The organism is Streptomyces malachitofuscus (assembly GCF_055571035.1).
The window spans coordinates 125,899-146,105 of sequence record NZ_JBVIGA010000001.1 but is presented as its reverse complement, the minus strand read 5'-3'; the positions used below and the strand labels follow the sequence as shown (position 1 = coordinate 146,105).

Below are 20,207 nucleotides of genomic sequence, written 5' to 3'. Positions count from 1 at the left end.
GATAGCGTCCCGTCATGACCGTGACTTGGGAAGAGTCGGGATGGGAGCAAGTGGCGCCCGGGGTGGGCCGCTGCCGGCTGCCGGTGTGGGACTGCACGGCGGGGCTCGTGGTGGGGGCGGGCGGCCTGCTGCTCGTCGACGCGGGCTCCGGTCTGGGTGAGGGCGCACGGATGCGGGCCGAGGCGCAGGCGCTCACCGGCCGCCGTGTGACGCATCTCGCGCTCACCCACCCCCACTTCGATCACATCCTCGGGGCGCCGGCGTTCGCGGGCGCGGAGGTGTTCGGCGCGGTGGGCATGGACACCGTACTGACCGCGCGGGGGCGCGAGGAGCTGCGCGCGGACGCGGTGCGGCACGGGCTGGACGCGCGCGTGGCGGAGGAGGCCGTGGACGCGCTGGTCGCGCCCCGGCACGCGGTGAGCGGGGAGTGGACGCTCGACCTGGGTGCGGACGGCGGCCGTCAGGTGTTGCTGGCGAACGTGGGCCCGGGGCACACCGCCCACGATCTCGCGGTCCTGGTCCCCGGCGACCCGGAGGTGGTGTTCTGCGGCGACCTGGTCGAGGAGTCCGGCGAACCGCAGGCCGGATCCGACGCCGTGCCGGAGCGGTGGCCGGCCGCCCTGGACCGGCTGCTGGCGCTGGGCGGGGAGGACGCGCTGTACGTGCCCGGTCACGGAGCGGTGGTCGACGCGGCGTTCGTCCGGGCCCAACGCGACGCGCTGGCACGGCGTTTCGGCGTGTCGGACTGATCACGGCGGGCGGGATCCTCGTATCGTCGTGAGAATGCGCCAGTACTCCGCCGATCTGACCCCTCCGTGGAAGAAACCGCAGCCCGTCCCCGAGGTGGCCGCCGAGCCCGGGCTGGTCGTGGAGGAACCCGGCACCGGCTTCTGCGGCGCGGTGATCCGCTGCGAGGCGGGGACGGTGACGCTGGAGGACCGCTTCGGCAAGCACCGGGTGTTCCCGCTGGAACCGCGGGGCTTCCTGCTCGAGGGTCGCGTGGTGACGCTGGTGCGGCCGGCGTCCGGTCCGGCCCGGCCCACGCGTACGGCGTCGGGGTCGGTGGCCGTTCCCGGCGCACGGGCGCGGGTCGCCCGCGCGGGGCGCATCTACGTGGAGGGGCGGCACGACGCCGAACTGGTCGAGAAGGTGTGGGGCGACGACCTGCGGATCGAGGGGGTGGTCGTGGAGTACCTGGAGGGTGTGGACGACCTGCCGTCGATCGTGGCGGACTTCGCTCCGGGTCCCGACGCGCGGCTGGGGGTCCTGGTGGACCATCTGGTCCCGGGCTCGAAGGAGTGGCGCATCGCCGAGGCGGTGACGAGCGAGCACGCTCTGGTGGTGGGCCACCCGTACATCGACATCTGGGAGGCCGTGAAGCCGTCGTCGGTGGGCATCGAGGCCTGGCCGCGGGTGCCGCGGGGGCAGGACTGGAAGACGGGGGTGTGCGCGGCGCTGGGGTGGCGGGTGGCGAACACGGGTGAGGCGTGGCAGCGGATCCTGGGTTCGGTGCGCTCCTACAAGGACCTGGAGCCCCAGCTCCTGGGCCGCGTGGAGGAACTGATCGACTTCGTCACGGAAAGCGGTGGGGTCTGACACCCGGAAAGGTGCCGAATTCGCCGGTGTCCAGGCCGACTCCCAGCATGTCGAGCGGCACTCGTTCACCGAAGTCCAGCTTCATCTGCGCCTGGTAGTCGGCCGCGTCCCCCTCTCCGACGGGCAGTGTGAGCAGGACACAGTGCGCCATGATCGGATCGATGATGAGGTACGCGGGGATCTTGCCGGCAGCGTAGATCGACCGCTTGACAAGGTAGTCCCGCACGGCACTGGTCTGGGACACGACCTCGACCACCAGTGTGATCGCCTCGGACGGCAGCAAACGGCCCGACTCGGGCGTCGCGTCACGCTTGAGGACCACCAGATCCGGCACGGGCTCGCTGGCCTCGTCGATGATGTCGACGTCCTGGGTCTGGAGGCGAGCCCACTGCTTGCGCGGAATCTGGTCCAGGACGTCCTCCACGATCATGTTGTGCACAAGATCGGGACTGACCGTCATCACGATTTCCCCCCGGAGCAGCTCGACCCTGACCCCGTCGGGAGGCTCGAACTCCTCGAAGAACCTGGTCATCCCGCGCTCGTCCACAGCGGTCACCTCCTTGGTCCTCCACATCCGCCGCGCCCTTTCGGCGGCAGCCTACGGACCAGGTCAAGGCTCGAACCCGCGTTCCGCAGTGATTCACTCGGCCGAGTGATCAGTCCACCAGGTCCCTGACCACGGCGTCGGCCAGCAGCCGCCCGCGCAGGGTGAGCACGGCACGCCGCGCCTCGTACGGATCCTCCTCGAGCAGCCCGTCCGCGAGCGCACGTCGCGAAGCCGCCAGTCCGTCCTCCCGCAGCAGCGACAGCGGTACGCCTTCCCGCAGCCGCAGTTCCAGCAGCACCCGCTCGACCCGCCGGTCCTCGTCCGACAGGACCTCACGTCCCGCCCCCGGCGACCGCCCTTCCGCCAGCGCCCCCGCGTACGCGCCCGGATGCTTGACGTTCCACCACCGCACCCCGCCCACGTGCGAGTGGGCGCCCGGCCCCGCGCCCCACCAGTCCGCGCCCCGCCAGTACAGCTCGTTGTGCAGACAGCGGCCGGCGTCGGAGGTGGCCCAGTTGGACACCTCGTACCAGTCGAAGCCCGCCGCCGACAGCATCTCCTCGGCGATCAGGTACCGGTCGGCGTGGACGTCGTCGTCCGTCATCGGCACCTCACCGCGCCGGATGCGGCGGGCGAGCTGCGTGCCCTCCTCCACGATCAGCGCGTACGCCGACACATGGTCCGGCCCCGCCCCGATCGCCGCCTCCAGGGAGGCCCGCCAGTCGTCGTCCGACTCCCCCGGCGTGCCGTAGATGAGATCCAGGTTGACGTGGTCGAAGCCCGCCGCCCGCGCCTCGGCGACACACGCCTCCGGCCGCCCGGGGGTGTGCGTGCGGTCCAGCACCTTCAGCACGTGCTGCCGGGCGCTCTGCATGCCGAAGGAGACCCGGTTGAAGCCGCCCTCCCGCAGCGCGGCGAGGTATGCCGGGTCGACCGACTCGGGGTTCGCCTCCGTCGTCACCTCCGCGTCCGCCGCCAGCCCGAACTCCTCCCGGATCGCCCCCAGCATCCGTACCAGATCGCCGGCGGCGAGCAGGGTCGGCGTACCGCCGCCGACGAACACCGTGCGGACCGGTCGCGTGTCGTCGCCCAGCACCTTCCGCGCCAGGCGGATCTCGTCGATCAGGGTTTCGGCGTAGTTGTCGCGGGAGGCCAGCACGCCGCCGCTGCCGCGCAGCTCGGTCGCGGTGTAGGTGTTGAAGTCGCAGTAGCCGCAGCGGGTGGCGCAGTACGGGACGTGCAGGTAGAAACCGAGGGGGCGGTCGGCGGCCCCGGCGAGCGCGGACGCGGGCAGCGCGCCGTCGGCGGGGACGGGCTCGCCGTCGGGGAGTGCGGAAGGCATGTGCTCCATTCTCCCGCACCGGCCACGTCACTCCGCCTGGAGCACCAGCAGCGCGAGATCGTCGGCGGGCGGCCGGGCCCCGAACTCGTGCACGAGCTGGGTGATCCGTTCCGCTATCGGCTCGGCATCCATCCCCGCGCAGCCCGCCAGGGCCATGGCCAGCCCGTCGCCGTCGTCGAACTGGCGGGAGCCCGAGCGCCGCTCGGTGACCCCGTCGGTGACGCAGAGCAGGGTGTCGCCGGAGTGCATCTCGAAGGTCTCACTGGTGTACGTGGCGTCCTCGACGACCCCGAGCAGGGTCTGCGGCTGCGCCACCGGACGGACGCCGCCGTCGGGGTCGAGCAGCAGGGGCAGGGGGTGTCCGGCGGAGGCGAGGGTGCAGCGGACACCGCCGGGGAAGGGGAGGAGCTCGCCGTAGAGGAGGGAGAGGAAGCGGGTCTGGGGGCCGTCGCCGGGGACGGTCGGTCGGGCGCCGGCGGCCACCAGCGCGCGGGCTGCGGCGTCGGCGGCCTCCGTGGCGTCGTCGAGGAGGAGCTGGTTGAGGCGGTCGAGGACGTCGGCGACGCGGTAGCCCTCGCGGGCGAGCAGCCTGAGCCAGGGCCGGGCCAGTCCGATGACGACGGCCGCCTCGGGGCCCTTGCCCTGCACGTCACCGACGGCGAAGCACCAGCGGCCGTGACCGGCCGGGAAGAGGTCGTAGAAGTCGCCGCTCGGTCCGCCCTTGTCACAGGGTTCGTAGACGAGGGCGCTGCGCACGCCGGGGATCTCGGCGACGGCTCCGGGCAGCAGGCCGCGCTGGAGCACGGCGCTGATGGTGGCCTGGCGGGCGTACTGCCGTGCGGCCCCGATGGCGAGGGCGACCCGCCGGCCGAGGTCCTCCACGAGGCCGGTGACCTCGTCGGGGAAGCGGTCGATCCCGCCCCGCCCGATCACCAGGGTCCCGAGCGGCCGACCACCGGCGACGAGCCGGTAGGCGAGGGCGGTGCCACACCCCCCGTCGACCGCGACGCCGGCCCCCTCCCCGAGCCCGCCGACACCGCCACCCGGCACCCCGTCGGCCGGCGCGCCTGCGCCGCCGACAGGCGACCCCAGCCCCTCGGCCAACGCGTCCGGCCCTCCGCCCGGCACACCCATCCCCTGCCCCGGCCCGACCTGCCCGCCCGGCCCGTCAACCCGCACACCCGGTCCCCTCACCGGCGCGCCCGCCCCGTCGGCCGACGCGTCCGCCCCCTCGGGCGGCGCATCCGGCCCCTCGGGCGGCGCATCCGGCCTCCCGGCCGGCACACCCCGCCCGCCGGCCGACGCGTCCACCCCCTCGCCCGGCACGCCCGGTCCGCCGGGCCACCCGTCCGGTGCGGCGGCCGCGGCTGCCGGTCCGTCCAGTGCGCCCCCCGGCCAGGGATACGGCACGGGTCCCGGGCGTAACGGGTCGCCAGGGTGGGGCGGGTTCTGTTCCAGGGCGCGGCTCAGGTCCTCGATGCGGTTCTCGCTGGCGTGCCACACGCGGGCCAGGCGGGGCCCGCCGGCCCGGATGTCGTCGCTCCAGCCGCGGTGGCCGGTGGTCTCGTCCTCCAGCCACACCGCACACCAGTCGGCCAGCCGCGGCACGATCAGCTGCCCGGTGAGGGAGGCGACCAGGTCCTCGTCCAGCTGCCCGGCGAGCAGGTCGGAGGCCTCGGCGAGGAAGGAGAGGGCGCCGCGGCCCAGCCAGGTGCCGTCGCGGCCGTGGCGGCGCGCCAGCCAGTCGTCGCCGTACGAGCCCCCGCGCAAGGCGTCCCGGGCGGTCACCCCCGCGGCCTCCGCGTGACCGGACGCGCCCCGGGTGAGGAGCGGCTCCCCCGGGTGCTCCGTGTCGCGCGGGTCGCGGGCGTCGTGTGTGTCCCGCGCGGCATGCGGCTCTGCCGAGCCCCGCAGGGCTTGCGGCTCGCTCGGATCCCGGGAGGCGCGCAGGTCTGCCGCGCCCCGGGCCCCATGCGGGCCCTCCGAACCCCGCGCGGCGTGCGCATCTGCGGGGCCCCGCGGGGCGTGCGGGGTCGGGGCGAGGACTTCGGCCACCCTGAGATCGTGCGCCAACGCGCGCTCCCCGGCGTACGCCTCGTTCTGCTCGCGCACTGCACGCTCCCCCGCGGACAGCCGCGCCCATACGGTCTTGGTGCCCGGCCGGTAGGTGATCCCCCAGGACTCCGAGAGCGCGGCGACCAGGCGCAGACCGCGGCCGTACTCGGGGGCCTCGTGCGCCGGCGGCGCCTCCGGTTCGTCGCCGCGCGGGGCGCGGGAGGGGTGGTGGTCGGCGACCTCGACGACGAGTGCGCCGGTGTCCTCCTCCAGCCGGCAGATCAGGCGCAGGTCGGTACCGGCGTGCACGACGGCGTTGGTGACCAGCTCGCTGGCGACGAGCGTGGCGTCGTCGCCGACGCGGCCGGTGAGCCGGTCGGCGCCGGGCACCGGGAGCTCGGCCCACTCGGTGAGCGTCTTGCGCAGCAGCGCCCGTGCGGCGCCAGGGGCGAGGGGGCTTCCGGACAGGGTCGCTTCCACCCGCGTACGCCCGCGCGCGTCGGAGACACACGGGGCGGTCTCCCGCTGGGTCGGAATGGCCCGCATGGGCGGCTCCCGGGCAGTTCGTACGAAGAGAGCTCGATCGCTGGTGACAGCGTGACAGAAAGACCCCGCCCATAAGCAAGCAGTTACCGAAGTGGGCCGCCAGGGGTGAGGACAGTGCTCCGCATACGATCAGGAGCGGTCAGGAAATTGCCTGAATCAGAATCGCGACGCACCCACATGACGCCCCGCCTCCCGAGACGTCCCATGGTCCGAATCGATCACGGGCCACATCACGAGGAAGGTTCGACACCCCCGCGCTCCTCTCATGTCCGGCGAGCGCCTTCCGGAGTCACTGGTCGTCCGGCCACAGCCGGAACGCGGTGTGCCCGGTCAAGGGGCGCACCATGCGGAAATGTCGCCGGTCCAGGGTGAGGAGCGCATCCGTGCGGTACTCGGCCGCCATCACCACGTTCATCGTGTCCGTGAGACCGATCTGCGGATATTTGCGCATGGTGACCAACGCCGTCGAGAGGTGCGGTCCGATCTCCGGGACCGCGTACCGGCGCACGGCGACGCGGTCCCGGACGTGACCCAGCGCCGCGTGCGCGGCCTCGGGCCCGACCCGGGTACTCAGGAGGTAGTCGAGCTCAGCCAGGACAAGGGGGCTCACCACCAGGTGGTGGGCGTCCGCGACGGCCTTGCGGCAGGCGGCGTGCTCGGGAGCGTCCGCATCGAATCAGCACATCCGGAAGGCACTGCTGAAGGAGTTCGGGGAGATCATCTCCATGGACGACTTCGGCATCGTCGGAGGTCCTGGAGGGTTTTCGAGCCCAGCGGTCCGCGGTGAGCTCGGTCCACGGTCTTTCCCGGTCGACGTCCGTCCGTACGGCGACGAACACCGAGGGAGCCCGCAGATGTGACATCCGGGGCTCCCCCGCCGTGGCGACCGGGGCTCACGCCTCGCGCGTGCCCTCGTACATCTCCTCGATGAGGTGCTTGTACTCGCGCTCGACCACGGGACGCTTCAGCTTCAGGCTCGGGGTGATCTCGCCGTGCTCGACGTCGAGGTCGCGCGGCAGGAGGCGGAACTTCTTGATGGTCTGCCAGCGCTGCAACCCCTCGTTGAGCTGCTTGACGTAGCCGTCGACCATCTCGACCGTGGCGGGCGCGGCGACGATCTCGGCGTACGGCTTGCCCTCCATGCCGTTCTCGGCCGCCCAGGCGGTGAGGGCGACCTCGTCGAGGGCGATGAGGGCGGTGCAGTAGTTCCGGTCGGCGCCGTGCACCAGGATGTTGGAGACGTAGGGGCAGACCGCCTTGAACTGGCCCTCGACCTCGGCGGGCGCGATGTACTTGCCGCCGGAGGTCTTGATGAGGTCCTTCTTGCGGTCGGTGATGCGGAGGTAGCCGTCGGCGGAGAGTTCGCCGATGTCGCCGGTGTGGAACCAGCCGTCCTCCTCCAGGACCTCGGCGGTCTTGTCGGGCAGGTTGTGGTAGCCCTGCATGATGCCGGGGCCGCGCAGCAGGATCTCGCCGTCGTCGGCGATGCGCACCTCGGTGCCGGGCAGCGGCTTGCCGACGGTGCCGGTGCGGTAGGCCTCGCCGGGGTTGACGAAGGAGGCGGCGGAGGACTCGGTGAGGCCGTAGCCCTCGAGGATGTGGACGCCGGCGCCGGAGAAGAAGAAGCCGATCTCGGGCGAGAGGGCCGCCGAGCCGGAGACACAGGCGCGGAGGTTGCCGCCGAAGGCCTCCCGGATCTTGGCGTAGACGAGCTTGTCGGCGACGGCGTGCTTGCTGCGCAGGCCGAAGGGGGCGCTCGCCGTACCGGTGCGGCGGAAGTTGTCCTGGGTGACCTTGGCGTACTCGCGGGCGACCCCGGCGGCCCACTGGAAGATCTTGTACTTGGCGCCGCCGCCGGCCTTCGCCTTGGCGGCGACGCCGTTGTAGACCTTCTCGAAGATGCGGGGCACGGCCGCCATGTACGTCGGCCGGACCACCGGAAGATTCTCGATGATCTTGTCGACGCGGCCGTCGACGGCGGTGACGTGGCCGGCCTCGATCTGGCCGGAGATGAGCACCTTGCCGAAGACGTGGGCGAGCGGCAGCCACAGGTACTGCACGTCGTCGGCGCTGATCAGACCGGTGGCGGGGATGGCCTTGGCCATGTACGACCAGCAGTCGTGCGGCAGGCGGACGCCCTTGGGCCGGCCGGTGGTGCCGGAGGTGTAGATGAGGGTGGCGAGCTGGTCCTTGGTGATCGCGGCGACGCGCTCCTTGACCAGTTCCGGCTCCGTCTGGAGGCGGGCGGCGCCGCGCTTCTCCAGTTCGGTGAGCGTGATCACGAAGTCGTCGGTGTCGACGCCGGCGGGGTCTACGACCACGACCCGGGTGAGCTCGGGCAACTCCGCGCGCTTCTCCACCGCCTTGGCGGCCTGCTCGGCGTTCTCCGCGATGAGGACCCGGCTCTGGGAGTCGGACAGGATGTAGGCGGACTCGTCGGCGTTGGTCTGCGGGTAGATCGTGGTGGTGGCGGCGCCCGCGCAGAGAATGCCGAGGTCGGAGAGGATCCACTCGACCCGGGTCGAGGAGGCGAGCGCGACCCGCTGCTCCGGCTCCACGCCGAGCTCGATCAGGCCGGCCGCGATGGCGTGGACCCGCTCGGCGGTGCCCGCCCAGCTGAGGGACTTCCAGTCGTCCGGGCCCTCGCCCGAGGCCGGCGGGACGGGATAGCGGTAGGCCTCGGCGTCCGGTGTGGCCGCCACACGCTCCAGGAAGAGGGCCGCCACGGTCGGCGGTCGGTTCTCGATCAGTGTCTGTGTGTCGCTCACGACGTCCTCCGGGGCCCGCGACGGTGCGGCTGGCTCAGTGCGGCTGGGGTTTCCTCGCGCCGTTGTTTAACTGGCGAGTAACTATCGAGCACGGACAGAGTAAAGGTCGACCGGCCACGGCGTAAGGGGCCACGGCCTGTCACTTCGTACAGAGAGCTACCCGACCGACGCGCAGGGCCCGCCGCACTCGCGTGCGACGGGCCCCGGTTCCGCCCGGTTTGCGGAGTGACCCGCAGTAACCCCCGGCTACTTCTTGCCCTTGGCCGATCCCGCGCTGTCGTCGCTGGAGAGGACGGCGATGAAGGCCTCCTGCGGAACCTCCACGGATCCCACCATCTTCATCCGCTTCTTGCCTTCCTTCTGCTTCTCCAGCAGCTTCCGCTTGCGGGAGATGTCACCGCCGTAGCACTTGGCGAGGACGTCCTTGCGGATGGCGCGGATGGTCTCGCGGGCGATGACGCGGGAGCCGATGGCGGCCTGCACCGGCACCTCGAACGCCTGGCGCGGGATGAGCTCCTTGAGCTTGGCGACGAGCCGCACGCCGTACGCGTACGCCTGGTCCTTGTGGGTGATCGCGGAGAAGGCGTCCACCTTGTCGCCGTGCAGCAGGATGTCGACCTTGACCAGGCTGGAGGTCTGCTCGCCGGTGGGCTCGTAGTCGAGCGAGGCGTAGCCGCGGGTCTTGGACTTCAGCTGGTCGAAGAAGTCGAAGACGATCTCGGCGAGGGGCAGGGTGTAGCGGATCTCGACGCGGTCCTCGGAGAGGTAGTCCATGCCGAGCAGCACACCGCGCCGGTTCTGGCACAGCTCCATGATCGAGCCGATGAACTCGCTGGGCGCGAGGATCGTGGCCCGCACGACCGGCTCGTAGACCTCGTTGATCTTCCCCTCGGGGAACTCGCTGGGGTTGGTGACGGTGTGCTCGGTGCCGTCCTCCATGACCACGCGGTAGACCACGTTGGGGGCGGTGGCGATGAGGTCGAGGCCGAACTCGCGCTCGAGTCGCTCACGGATCACGTCGAGGTGCAGCAGGCCGAGGAAGCCGACGCGGAAACCGAAGCCGAGGGCGGCGGAGGTCTCCGGCTCGTAGACCAGGGCGGCGTCGTTGAGCTGGAGCTTGTCGAGGGCCTCGCGCAGCTCCGGGTAGTCGGAGCCGTCCAGGGGGTAGAGGCCCGAGAACACCATCGGCTTGGGGTCCTTGTAGCCGCCGAGCGCCTCCTCGGCACCCTTGTGCTGGCTGGTGACGGTGTCACCGACCTTCGACTGGCGGACGTCCTTCACACCGGTGATGAGGTAGCCCACCTCACCGACGCCGAGGCCGTCGGCGGGCAGCATCTCCGGCGAGTTGGTGCCGATCTCCAGCAGCTCGTGGGTGGCGCCGGTGGACATCATCCGGATGCGCTCGCGCTTGTTGAGCTGGCCGTCGATGACACGGACGTACGTCACGACACCGCGGTAGGAGTCGTAGACCGAGTCGAAGATCATCGCGCGGGCGGGGGCGTCCTTGACGCCGACCGGTGCGGGGACGTCGGCGACCACCCGGTCCAGCAGCGCCTCGACACCGAGGCCGGTCTTCGCGGACACCTTGAGCACGTCGTCGGGGTCGCAGCCGACCAGGTTCGCCAGCTCCTCGGCGAACTTCTCCGGCTGCGCGGCCGGCAGGTCGATCTTGTTGAGCACCGGGATGATCGTGAGGTCGTTCTCCATCGCCAGGTAGAGGTTGGCGAGGGTCTGGGCCTCGATGCCCTGGGCGGCGTCGACGAGGAGGATGGTGCCCTCGCAGGCGGCGAGGGAACGGGAGACCTCGTAGGTGAAGTCGACGTGCCCCGGGGTGTCGATCATGTTGAGGATGTGCGTGCTGCCCTTGTCGTGGGTCGGCGCCCACGGCAACCGCACGGCCTGGGACTTGATCGTGATGCCGCGCTCACGCTCGATGTCCATGCGGTCGAGGTACTGGGCGCGCATCTGCCGCTGCTCGACCACTCCGGTCAGCTGGAGCATCCGGTCGGCGAGCGTGGACTTGCCGTGGTCGATGTGCGCGATGATGCAGAAATTGCGGATCAGCGCGGGGTCGGTACGGCTCGGCTCGGGCACATGGCTGGGGATCGCGGGCACGCAGGGTCCTGATTCTTGAGGCGTCCGCATACGTGTGCTTGTGCGTCTGCGGTCTCGGGTCGGATCGATACGTAGCCTCCATGGTCCCACGGGTGGGGACCCGGGACGGGTTTGGGCCACCGAATGGGCCGCTGGTAGTGTGGGGGGCTGTGTCTCATGCCCTCTCAGCGCGAGGCACACCCCAAGAAAATCACCGGTGCGGGCCGCGTGCGTCCCGTGCCAGAACCTGTAGAGGCTCATTCGTGGCGAACATCAAGTCCCAGATCAAGCGGAACAAGACCAACGAGAAGGCCCGGCTGCGCAACAAGGCCGTCAAGTCCTCTCTGAAGACCGCGATCCGCAAGGCCCGCGAGGCCGCCGCCGCGGGTGACGTCGAGAAGGCCACCGAGTACCAGCGCGTCGCCGCGCGTCAGCTCGACAAGGCCGTCTCCAAGGGCGTCATCCACAAGAACCAGGCCGCCAACAAGAAGTCGGCGCTGGCTCAGAAGGTCGCGGCCGTCAAGGGCTGAACAACCCTGTGATCTGATCGCCGGCGGGACCCCGGGCGGGCCCTCTCTCATCCGCCCCCGGCCGGCACCCCGAGCTCGTACGCGGCCTGCGTTCGCCACGCGGGTACGGGCTCACACGCTTCACCCGGAGGCCCCGCCCTCACCCCTTCCCCGGGGTGGGTGGCGGGGCCTTCGATCGTGTGGGGCGTATCCGGAAGGGTGCGCCTAGGCCGCGCCTAGGCCCAGAAGTCGTTCATCGCGTCGATGTCGGCGACGCACTCGTCGAGGTCGGTCATCCTGTCCCCGACGATCCGGAAGACGATGCATCCGTCGGCGTCCAGGTGCTTGCCCTCGCGGTCTGCGGTGAGGTGGTGCAGGGACACGGCGTGCCCCCGGCCGTCGACGAGGATCTGCCGCAGCTCGACGGTGAACGTCCCGCCGGTCTCCTCGCCGAGCCTCCGGTACATGTCGAGGATCTCGTCCCGGCCCTTGAAGTCACCGGCCAGCACGCCGGTACCCGGCACGTGGTGGGTGGCGTCCGACGCCAGCATTTCGCGCAGGGTCTCCATGTCCCCGCCGGTGAAGGCCTCGTAGCCCCTTCGGACGAGCTGTGCGCTCGGGTGTTCAGCCATCGTGCTCGCCACCTCTCCATGCCTGGGCGACCTACGGCTGACACTTCCGATTCTCCACCCCGCGCGACGGCGGGCGACTCGATCAACGGCCGTGCGTGCGGGCTACGACCTGCCTCGCGACCGCGCCGCGCGGGCGATGGTGACCACCGCTTTCTCCAGGGCGTACTCCGGGTCGTCCCCGCCGCCCTTCACTCCCGCGTCCGCCTCGGCGACCGCGCGCAGTGCCACGGCCACGCCGTCCGGGGTCCAGCCGCGCATCTGCTGCCGCACCCGGTCGATCTTCCACGGCGGCATGCCCAGCTCCCGGGCGAGATCGGCGGGCCGGCCGCCGCGCGCCGACGACAGCTTCCCGATCGCCCGTACGCCCTGCGCGAGCGCGCTGGTGATCAGCACCGGGGCCACCCCGGTCGACAGTGACCAGCGCAGGGCCTCCAGCGCCTCCGCCGCGCGTCCTTCGACCGCCCGGTCGGCGACGGTGAAGCTCGACGCCTCCGCCCGCCCGGTGTAGTACCGGCCCACGACCGCCTCGTCGATGGTGCCCTCGACGTCCGCGACCAGCTGGGACACGGCCGAGGCCAGCTCGCGCAGATCGCTGCCGATGGCGTCGACCAGCGCCTGGCACGCCTCCGGTGCGGCCGACCTCCCGGCGGCCCGGAACTCGCCCCGCACGAACGCCAGCCGGTCCGCCGGCTTGGTCATCTTCGGGCACGCCACCTCGCGCGCCCCCGCCTTGCGCGCCGCGTCGAGCAGGCCCTTGCCCTTGGCGCCGCCCGCGTGCAGCAGCACGAGGGTGATCTCCTCGGCGGGCGACCCGAGGTACGCCTTCACGTCCTTGACGGTGTCGGCCGACAGGTCCTGCGCCTGGCGTACGACCACGACCTTGCGCTCCGCGAAGAGCGACGGGCTGGTCAGCTCGGCGAGGGTGCCGGGCTGGAGCTGGTCGGGGGTCAGGTCGCGCACGTCCGTGTCGGCGTCGGCCGCCTTCGCGGCGGCCACCACCTCCCGCACGGCGCGGTCGAGCAGCAGCTCCTCCTGGCCCACGGCGAGCGTCACGGGGGCGAGGGGGTCGTCGGATCCGGTCTTCCTGGCCATCGCGACAAGCATCCCACGCCCCGCTGACAACGCCGCCGGCTACGGCTCCTCCCGCCAGCCCTCCCACTCGGCGGCGAACTCGTTCAGCTCGCCGGGGTCCAGCCGCCCGGCCTCGTCCCGCAGGACGACGAGCCACTGGGCGTCCTCCGCGTCGTCCTCACCGGCCAGCGCCTCCCGCACCAGCCGGGGCTCCTCGGCCACCCCGAACCGTTCCCCGAGGGCCTCGGCCACCTCTTCCGCGGCGTCACGGTCGGGCAGCACCAGCACATGTCGCACATCACTCACACGGGCCATTGTCCGGCACCGCCGTCAGCCGTCCCCTCCCGTCCCCTCCTGTCTCCCGCACCGTCGGCACCGTGCCCAGCGACGCGATGCCGAACCGGTCCCGGTAGAGCGCCAGCACCTCCTCGTCCGCGGCGATCTCCCGCTCCTCCCGCGTCCCGTCCGGCGCGGTGACCGTGAACCGCCGGCCGCTGAGCGTGATCCGTCCCCCGTCCTCGGTGATCCGGGAGCACACCAGCGAGCGTGTGAAGTGGGAGAGCGGCGAACTGCTGTGCCACCAGGCCCCGGCCGTGAAGTCGGCGAGCGCCCTCGGCCGCGCCTCCAGGCGGTACACCGGCCGGCCGTCGCGCAGCACGTCCAGGTCCGCCGCCTCCACCGTGTTGTGCCCGCCGCGCACCCCGGCCGCGTCCGCGCCGGCCTCGACGATCCGGAACGTGCCCCCGGGATCCTCCTGCTCCCCCCGCTCCCCGAAGGCCAGCGGCAGATGGCAGTGCGCCCCGAAGCCGACGTCGGCCAGCCAGTCGCCCCCGTCCACCGTCCGTACCCGCAGCGCGAGATGGTCGTACGGGATGCCGAGCCGGTCCCCCTCGCCGTAGACCCGGCCGGCGAGCAGCGTGACGTCGTAGCCCAGCGCGGCGAGCAACGCACCGAAGGCACCGTTGAGTTCGTAGCAGAACCCGCCCCGCCGCCCTGCCACGACCTTGTCCAGCAGCCGCTTCTCGTCCAGCACGATCTCCTCGCCGAGATGGATGGAGAGGTTCTCGAACGGCACGGTCCTCAGATGCCGCAGGTGCAGCTCACGCAGTGCGTCCACAGTGGGCCAGGCCGGCTGCTCGACGCCGAGCCGGCCCAGATAGGCGTCGACCGCCGCGGTGTTCATGCCTTCAGTCATGTCCTCAGTGTCGCGCCACCCGCAGCTCCCCAGGCAGCGGAAGACCTCGCCCGCCTGCCGCGAGGCGCAGACGAGCGGGGCGGCCAGGGGGCTGCGTGGCCACCGACGGGCGGTCCATGAGCGCGCGGGCCTGTCGTGCGAACCGAGTGAAGTGATCAACCGGCACGGTGTCACGTCCTCAGGGAGGGCCGCCGCGTCGGGTCACCGCCAGGTGTTGTTCTCCGTTCCCGTTGCCGGTTACCGCCAGGGCGCCGTCCTGGTCCGTGCGGAGGACCGTGGCGCCGTCGGTCGTCAATGCGGCGACGGTGCCGGGGGCCGGATGGCCGTAGGTGTTGTCCTCGCCCGTGCTGATCAGGGCCAGCCGGGGGGACGCCAGGCCCAGGAGGGCCGGGTCCTGGTGGGCTGAGCCATGGTGGGCGACCTTGAGGACGTCCACGTCGGTCAGGCGGTCGGATGCCGGGGATCTCGCCAGGGCGCGCTGGGCCGGGGGTTCCAGGTCGCCGAGGAGCAGCAGGCGCAGGCCCGCCGTGCGGACCAGCATGGCCACGCTGGAGTCGTTCGGGCCTTCCGCCGCCGGGTGGGCGCCCGGTGGCGGCCACACCACCTCCCAGGACAGTCCGCCCACGCGCCGCACCTCACCGGCGACGGCGTGCGACACCGGGACGTTCCCGGCGGCCGCGAGTCTTCGTACGAACGCGGCCTGGTCGGGGGGTTCCTCGAACGCCGTTGTCCCGATTCCGCCCACCTTTCGTCCGCGCAGGACACCGGGCAGGCCCGCCACGTGGTCGGCGTGGAAGTGGGTCAGGACGACGAGCGGGACGCGGGTGATGCCCAGGGAGCGCAGGCAGCGGTCCACGAGGGCCGGGTCGGGTCCGGCGTCCACGACCACGCCGGAGTCCTCGCCGGCCGCCAGCACCAACGCGTCGCCCTGGCCGACGTCGCACATCACCATGCGCCAGCCGGGCGGCGGCCAGCCCGTGACGGCCCGGGTCAGGGGTCGTGGCTGCACCACCAGCAGGAGCAGGAGGAGTGCGCAGGCGGCGGACCACCAGGGGTGGTGCAGCAGGCGGCGGCCCAGCAGGAGTGCGGCCACGGTAGTGGCGCCGAGGGCCGCCGCTCCGGTCCAGCTCGCGGGCCAGTCCACACCCGCGCCCGGCAGCGCGGCCCCGGTCCTGGCGACCTGCGCGATCCATTCCACGGGCCAGCTCGCGCACCAGGCCAGTGCCTTGGCCACCGGCATCGCGACGGGCGCGGTGGCCAGGGCCAGGAAGCCGAGCACCGTGGCGGGCGCGAGCGCGAACTCCGCGAGCAGGTTGCACGGGATCGCCACCAGGCTCACCCGCGCCGCGAGCACCGCGACCACCGGCGCGCACAGTGCCTGTGCGGCGCCCGCGGCGGCCAGTGCCTCCGCGAGACGGGGCGGTACGCCGCGCCGGCGCAGGCCCGCGCTCCAGCGCGGCGTGAGGGTGAGGAGGGCGCCGGTGGCCAGCACGGAGAGCAGGAAGCCGTAACTGCGGGCCAGCCAGGGGTCGTAGAGCACCAGGAGCAGCACGGCCGTCGCCAGGGCCGGGATCAGTGATCTGCGGCGGCCGGTGGCGAGGGCAAGCAGGGCGACGGATCCGCAGGCGGCGGCCCGCAGCACGCTGGGGTCGGGCCGGCACACGACGACGAAGGCGAGGGAGAGCGCGGCTCCCAGGAGCGCCGTCGCGCGGAGGGGGATGCCCACGCGGGGGGCCAGGCCACGGCGCTCGGTGTGCTGGGCCAGGCCGGGTGGGCCGAGGAGCAGGGCGAGGAGGATGGTGAAGTTCGCGCCGGAGACGGCGAGCGTGTGCGTGAGGTCGGTCTCCCTGAACGCCTCGTCCAGCTCCGGGGTGAGGCGTGCGGTGTCGCCCACGACCAGGCCGGGCAGCAGTGCACGCGCGTCCTCCGTCAGTCCGTCGGTCGCCTCCCTCAGTCCGGCCCGCAGCCGGCCCGCCAGCCGCTGGGGGTCGGACGGCCCGTGCACCGCCTGCGGTCCGTCCTCGTCCTTCACCCGCAGGACGGCCGCGAACCGGTCGCCGCCCGCCCTCGCGGGGGCGAGCCGTGCCTCGACCCGCAGGCGGGTGGAGGGCAGCAGGCTCAGCCAGGGCGAACTCCTCTCATTCGTCGACGCGCTCGTCCGCCCGGGCGGGTGCGCGTCCACGATCAGCAGCACGGGTGCCCGGGTCGTCCGCACCCCTCCGCCGGGCCGCTCCACCCGTCGCACATCGGCCTCGATCAGCACGGACGGCGGGGCCATGTGGTTGCCGCTGACCCTGGGCAGGGTGAGCCGGGGGTCGGCGGTGATCTCGACCTCGGCGGTGCCCCGGGCGTACTCCCGCGCCAGCGCGGGCACGGGGCCGCGCCGCAGGTCCGCGCCGTGCAGCCCCGCCGAGGCGGCTGCCGCGGCGGCGCAGAGCAGCACGGCGGCTACGGCGTGGGCCGTGGCGCGTCCCCGCTGTGTGAGGCGGCCTCGTGTCACGAGGAGTGCGGCCGCCGTCAGCAGGGGCACGAGCACGACGCCCGCCACCAGGGAAGGCGGTGCGTGCAGCATCAGCGCCGCCGTGGCCCACGCGGTCAGGGCGGGCGGGACCAGCCGGAGGTCCGTGGGTCCTTCCTGCCTCGGGTGCGCGGCGCCGAGCCGCTTGCCGGACGCGGCGTGCACGGGTTGGCGGGCGGTGGGCGCCGGGGGTGTGGGGGTCTGCGGCGCGTCCGTCGTGCGGGGGTTCACGGCCGTACGAGGTTCCGGAGATCCGCGAAGCGGCGGTCGCCGATGCCGTTGACGTCGCGCAGTTCGTCCACCGAGCGGAAGCCGCCGTTGCGGGTGCGGTGATCGACGATGTGCTGGGCCAGCACGGGGCCGACTCCGGGGAGGGCGTCGAGCTGGTCCAGGGTGGCGGTGTTCAGGGACACCGGGGTCGGGGGGCCGGTCGCCGCCGTGCCGGAGCCGGGGGCGGGGGCGGGAGCTTGGGCCGCACCGGCGGGGGTCGGGCCTCCTACGACCAGTTGTTCGCCGTCGATGAGGAAACGGGCGCGGTTGAGGGCGTCGGTCTTCGTGCCGGGACGTACTCCGCCGGCCGCCCGCAGCGCGTCCTCGACGCGGGAACCGGCGGGCAGGCGATGGATGCCGGGGTCGCGCACCTTGCCGCTGACGTCGACCACGATCTCGGGCGCCGCCGAAGCGCCGGTCCTCGCCGCGCCGGCCGGGGTGCCGGGAAGGCTTTCCTTCTCGGCTGCCGGCTCACCGTGCGGGACGGCCGCCCGGACCACATCCGGGGCCTTGACCGGCTGGGTCCGGCCTGACCAGAAGTGCTGGACGGCGAAACCGAGGACGAGTACGAGCAGGGCCGAGAGTGCGATCACGCTGCGGCGTTCCAGACCGCAGTGGGTCTGCATCCATAGCGGGAGGCGATCCCGGAGTGCGAGGGCGGCGCTGTCCCGTCGTCGGTTCCGGGGAGGGTTCGGTTCGGGCGCTGTCCCGGGGCTCTCGCGGTCGGTGGCAGCCGTGGGTGCGGGAGCGGCCGTGCGGGCGGGGGTCAGTGATCGCACGGTGATCGTTCGGCTTCCCGCCACCGGGCGGAATGCGGGGGCCGTGCGGTGCGATGACGCGGTGTGGTCCGGCGTCGGCCGTCGGCTTGTGTCTGCCGTCGTTGGACGGTTCGCGGCCGCTAATGCCCAGCTCGGCGTTCGTCCGTCGCCTTCACGGTGGGCCGGCGTCGGTGTGGGCCGTGGGGTGGTCGCGCAGTCCGGCGCTTGCGGGGTGCCGTCGCGTCCGCCCGTGCCGCCCGACTGCCCGCGGTTCGCCTCGCTTTCGCCGAACAAGGTGTCCGCCCGGCGTCGGAGCTCCTCCGCCGAAGGGGGACGCTCCCGGGCCCGGTACCGGGGCCTGCCCGGGCGGCGGTGGCGGACTCGGTGGTCGGAAGCGGGGGCGCGGCCCGGGCCGCTGGTCGCATGTGCGGTGCGTGAGCGTGATCGAAGTGCCATGCGACGAGGATCGGGGACATCGGCCGACCCGCGATGATCATGGTGGAATCCCGGGGATTACCCGCCGGTTGTGGACAACTTCGTCACCCTTACGAAGTGCGCGGCCGTCGCCTCATCGCGCCGAGACCACGACCCCCAGCAACCCCGGCCCCGTATGCGCCCCGATCACCGCGCCCACCTCGCTGACGTGCAGCTCGGCCAGTCCCGGCAGCCGGGTCCGCAGCCGGTCCGCGAGGGCCGACGCGCGCTCGTGGGCGGCGAGGTGGTGAACGGCGACGTCGACCTCCGCGCCGCCCGCCCGGTCGGCCGCGATCTCCTCCAGGCGGGCGATCGCCTTCGACGCCGTCCGCACCTTCTCCAGCGGTTCGATACGGCCGCCCGCCAGCTGGAGCAGCGGCTTCACCGCGAGGGCCGAGCCCAGCAGGGCCTGGGCGGCGCCGATCCGGCCGCCCCGGCGTAGATAGTCGAGCGTGTCGACGTAGAAGTAGGCCGATGTCCCCGCCGCCCGCTTCTCCGCGGCCGTGACCGCCTCGTCCACGGTGCCGCCCGCCTCCGCGGTCTCCGCCGCCGCCAGTGCGCAGAAGCCGAGCGCCATGGCGATCATGCCGGTGTCCACCACCCGCACCGGCACCGGCGCCTGGCGGGAGGCGACGACCGCCGCGTCGTAGGTGCCGGAGAGTTCGGCGGACAGATGCAGGGAGACGATGCCGGTCGCGCCGGACTCGGCGACCCGGCGGTAGGTTTCGGCGAAGACCTCGGGACTGGGCCGTGACGTCGTGACGGGGCGCCGCTTCTGCAAAGCCTGGGCCAGGGAGCGGGTGGAGATCTCGGTGCCCTCTTCGAGCGCGCGGTCGCCGAGGACCACGGTCAGGGGTACCGCCGTGATGCGGTGCCGCTCCATCGTCGGGGCCGGAAGGTAGGCCGTTGAATCGGTGACGATCGCGACATGGCGGGACATGAGCTGGAGGTTACCTGCCGTAGTGTCCGTGCGGCAGCCCGGCCCCGCGGGCCGCGTCCGGCGGTGGCCGGATCAGGCGGTCCCGAGCATGCTCACGTGGTGCTCTCGGGACGCGGTTTCTTCTCCCAGGGGTAGGCCGGCCGGGGCGCGGGCGGGTCGATGGCGGCCCGCTCGGGGTCCTGTTCCGGCTTCCGCCCGGAGGCCGGCTCCGGCGTTTCCGCCGGCTCCGTTTCCGGCCAGGTCTGGCCGGCCGACGGGGCGGCGTCGGCAGCGGGGGCCTCGGGCCAGCGCGGGGGTGCGGGCTGTGCTTCGGTGGTGGTCCAGTGCCGCAGCGCTCCGGCCTCCATGTCGATCTGGCCGCTCAGCGAGTCCAGGTCGTCGTCCGCGAAGCGACGCGTGCGGTCGCGGACCGCCCAGCGCAGGGAGTCGGCGGAGCCCGTGATGCGCTCGGTGCGCTCGCGCAGCTCGGGCAGCCGCGCGGCGAGGGTGGCGCGGTCCGGTTCGGACTCCAGGCGCCTGAGTTCGCCGTCCAGTTCATGGCCGTGGGCGCTGAGGCGGTGGAACAGGTCCAGGGACTCCTTGAGGGAGGCGTCCTCGGTGGCGGCGGCCTCCAGCGCGTCCTGGGTGGCGCGCATGGAGGTGCGCAGCTTGAGGCGGAGCTGGGCGATCTCACCGGCCGGGCCGGTCTGGGCGAAGGCCTTGGCCCTCAGGGTGTGGTCCTCGACCGTGCGGCGGGCCTGGGTGAGGTGACGGTCCGCGCTGCGCTTGGCGGCGCCGACGACCTTCACCGTGGCATAGACGCCGAGCGCCACGAAGAGCACGAAGAGCAGGGCGATCACTGCGAACACCGCTTCCACGAGGCTCCTCCTCCGGGCCCTTCGGCCTTGTACCG

16 protein-coding genes and 1 pseudogene are annotated in these 20,207 nt (G+C 72.7%); 3 read left to right on the top strand and 14 right to left on the bottom strand.

Going from position 1 to position 20,207, the window contains the following annotated elements; translation table 11 throughout:
* Positions 1 to 14 precede the first annotated feature (14 nt).
* The gene (locus ACZ44S_RS00615) at positions 15 to 749 is read left to right on the top strand and encodes an MBL fold metallo-hydrolase (RefSeq protein ID WP_466922675.1); all 735 of its coding nucleotides are present in this window, start codon (positions 15 to 17) and stop codon (positions 747 to 749) included.
* A 34-nt stretch (positions 750 to 783) separates the two neighbouring features.
* Complete coding sequence (locus ACZ44S_RS00610; RefSeq protein WP_466922672.1) at positions 784 to 1,596, top strand: DUF3097 domain-containing protein; 813 nt, start codon at positions 784 to 786, stop codon at positions 1,594 to 1,596.
* On the opposite strand, the gene ACZ44S_RS00605 is transcribed toward ACZ44S_RS00610, so the two are convergent.
* From ACZ44S_RS00605 to lepA, 6 genes and pseudogenes are all read right to left on the bottom strand, one after another.
* Positions 1,574 to 2,170 (bottom strand): Uma2 family endonuclease, encoded by a 597-nt coding sequence (locus ACZ44S_RS00605; RefSeq protein WP_466922669.1) that lies wholly within the window; start codon positions 2,168 to 2,170, stop codon positions 1,574 to 1,576. The two genes, ACZ44S_RS00610 and ACZ44S_RS00605, sit on opposite strands and share 23 nt — an antisense overlap.
* An 82-nt stretch (positions 2,171 to 2,252) precedes the next feature.
* Positions 2,253 to 3,485: a radical SAM family heme chaperone HemW gene (gene hemW / locus ACZ44S_RS00600; protein WP_466922666.1), complete on the bottom strand. Its 1,233-nt coding sequence runs from the start codon at positions 3,483 to 3,485 to the stop codon at positions 2,253 to 2,255.
* 27 nt (positions 3,486 to 3,512) lie between these two features.
* Positions 3,513 to 6,086: a SpoIIE family protein phosphatase gene (locus tag ACZ44S_RS00595; RefSeq protein ID WP_466922663.1), complete on the bottom strand. Its 2,574-nt coding sequence runs from the start codon at positions 6,084 to 6,086 to the stop codon at positions 3,513 to 3,515.
* A gap of 289 nt (positions 6,087 to 6,375) precedes the next feature.
* A pseudogene (locus ACZ44S_RS00590) lies at positions 6,376 to 6,741 on the bottom strand (PIN domain-containing protein); the annotation flags it as partial.
* A gap of 238 nt (positions 6,742 to 6,979) precedes the next feature.
* Complete coding sequence (locus ACZ44S_RS00585) at positions 6,980 to 8,854, bottom strand: AMP-dependent synthetase/ligase (RefSeq protein WP_466922660.1); 1,875 nt, start codon at positions 8,852 to 8,854, stop codon at positions 6,980 to 6,982.
* A 246-nt stretch (positions 8,855 to 9,100) separates the two neighbouring features.
* Positions 9,101 to 10,969 carry a translation elongation factor 4 gene (lepA, locus tag ACZ44S_RS00580; protein ID WP_466922657.1) on the bottom strand — a complete coding sequence of 623 codons (1,869 nt, stop codon included), beginning with the start codon at positions 10,967 to 10,969 and terminating at the stop codon, positions 9,101 to 9,103.
* A 242-nt stretch (positions 10,970 to 11,211) separates the two neighbouring features.
* Between lepA and rpsT the strand changes: the two genes are divergently transcribed.
* Positions 11,212 to 11,478: a 30S ribosomal protein S20 gene (gene rpsT, locus ACZ44S_RS00575; RefSeq protein ID WP_073931938.1), complete on the top strand. Its 267-nt coding sequence runs from the start codon at positions 11,212 to 11,214 to the stop codon at positions 11,476 to 11,478.
* Positions 11,479 to 11,693: 215 nt separating this feature from the next.
* Here rpsT and ACZ44S_RS00570 read toward each other — a convergent pair whose 3' ends face one another.
* The 8 genes from ACZ44S_RS00570 to ACZ44S_RS00535 form a co-directional block, all read right to left on the bottom strand.
* Positions 11,694 to 12,089: a nuclear transport factor 2 family protein gene (locus ACZ44S_RS00570; RefSeq protein WP_466922653.1), complete on the bottom strand. Its 396-nt coding sequence runs from the start codon at positions 12,087 to 12,089 to the stop codon at positions 11,694 to 11,696.
* 102 nt (positions 12,090 to 12,191) lie between these two features.
* Positions 12,192 to 13,181 (bottom strand): DNA polymerase III subunit delta, encoded by a 990-nt coding sequence (gene holA / locus ACZ44S_RS00565; protein ID WP_466922649.1) that lies wholly within the window; start codon positions 13,179 to 13,181, stop codon positions 12,192 to 12,194.
* Between the two features lie 39 nt (positions 13,182 to 13,220).
* Positions 13,221 to 13,466, bottom strand: coding sequence for a hypothetical protein (locus tag ACZ44S_RS00560; protein ID WP_466922646.1), 246 nt, complete (start codon positions 13,464 to 13,466; stop codon positions 13,221 to 13,223).
* Positions 13,459 to 14,343, bottom strand: a complete 885-nt coding sequence (locus ACZ44S_RS00555; protein ID WP_466923614.1) for an arylamine N-acetyltransferase family protein — start codon at positions 14,341 to 14,343, stop codon at positions 13,459 to 13,461. The genes ACZ44S_RS00560 and ACZ44S_RS00555 overlap by 8 nt, the downstream gene beginning before the upstream one ends.
* Before the next feature lie 190 nt (positions 14,344 to 14,533).
* Positions 14,534 to 17,038: a ComEC/Rec2 family competence protein gene (locus ACZ44S_RS00550; protein WP_466923611.1), complete on the bottom strand. Its 2,505-nt coding sequence runs from the start codon at positions 17,036 to 17,038 to the stop codon at positions 14,534 to 14,536.
* Positions 17,039 to 17,100: 62 nt separating this feature from the next.
* Positions 17,101 to 17,736 carry a ComEA family DNA-binding protein gene (locus ACZ44S_RS00545; RefSeq protein ID WP_466922643.1) on the bottom strand — a complete coding sequence of 212 codons (636 nt, stop codon included), beginning with the start codon at positions 17,734 to 17,736 and terminating at the stop codon, positions 17,101 to 17,103.
* A gap of 733 nt (positions 17,737 to 18,469) precedes the next feature.
* Positions 18,470 to 19,315 carry a DegV family protein gene (locus tag ACZ44S_RS00540; protein WP_190166178.1) on the bottom strand — a complete coding sequence of 282 codons (846 nt, stop codon included), beginning with the start codon at positions 19,313 to 19,315 and terminating at the stop codon, positions 18,470 to 18,472.
* 92 nt (positions 19,316 to 19,407) lie between these two features.
* Entirely contained in the window at positions 19,408 to 20,172 is a 765-nt protein-coding gene (locus ACZ44S_RS00535; RefSeq protein WP_466922640.1) for a hypothetical protein, read from the bottom strand.
* Between the last annotated feature and the right edge of the window lie 35 nt (positions 20,173 to 20,207).

Bases quoted from the DNA above. Each gene is read 5' to 3' on its own strand.
- ACZ44S_RS00615 (WP_466922675.1), top strand. From the start codon at position 15: ATGACCGTGACTTGGGAAGAGTCGGGATGGGAGCAAGTGGCGCCCGGG.
- ACZ44S_RS00610 (WP_466922672.1), top strand. From the start codon at position 784: ATGCGCCAGTACTCCGCCGATCTGACCCCTCCGTGGAAGAAACCGCAG.
- ACZ44S_RS00605 (WP_466922669.1), bottom strand. From the start codon at position 2,170: ATGTGGAGGACCAAGGAGGTGACCGCTGTGGACGAGCGCGGGATGACC.
- hemW (WP_466922666.1), bottom strand. From the start codon at position 3,485: ATGCCTTCCGCACTCCCCGACGGCGAGCCCGTCCCCGCCGACGGCGCG.
- ACZ44S_RS00595 (WP_466922663.1), bottom strand. From the start codon at position 6,086: ATGCGGGCCATTCCGACCCAGCGGGAGACCGCCCCGTGTGTCTCCGAC.
- ACZ44S_RS00570 (WP_466922653.1), bottom strand. From the start codon at position 12,089: ATGGCTGAACACCCGAGCGCACAGCTCGTCCGAAGGGGCTACGAGGCC.
- holA (WP_466922649.1), bottom strand. From the start codon at position 13,181: ATGGCCAGGAAGACCGGATCCGACGACCCCCTCGCCCCCGTGACGCTC.
- ACZ44S_RS00555 (WP_466923614.1), bottom strand. From the start codon at position 14,343: ATGAACACCGCGGCGGTCGACGCCTATCTGGGCCGGCTCGGCGTCGAG.
- ACZ44S_RS00540 (WP_190166178.1), bottom strand. From the start codon at position 19,315: ATGTCCCGCCATGTCGCGATCGTCACCGATTCAACGGCCTACCTTCCG.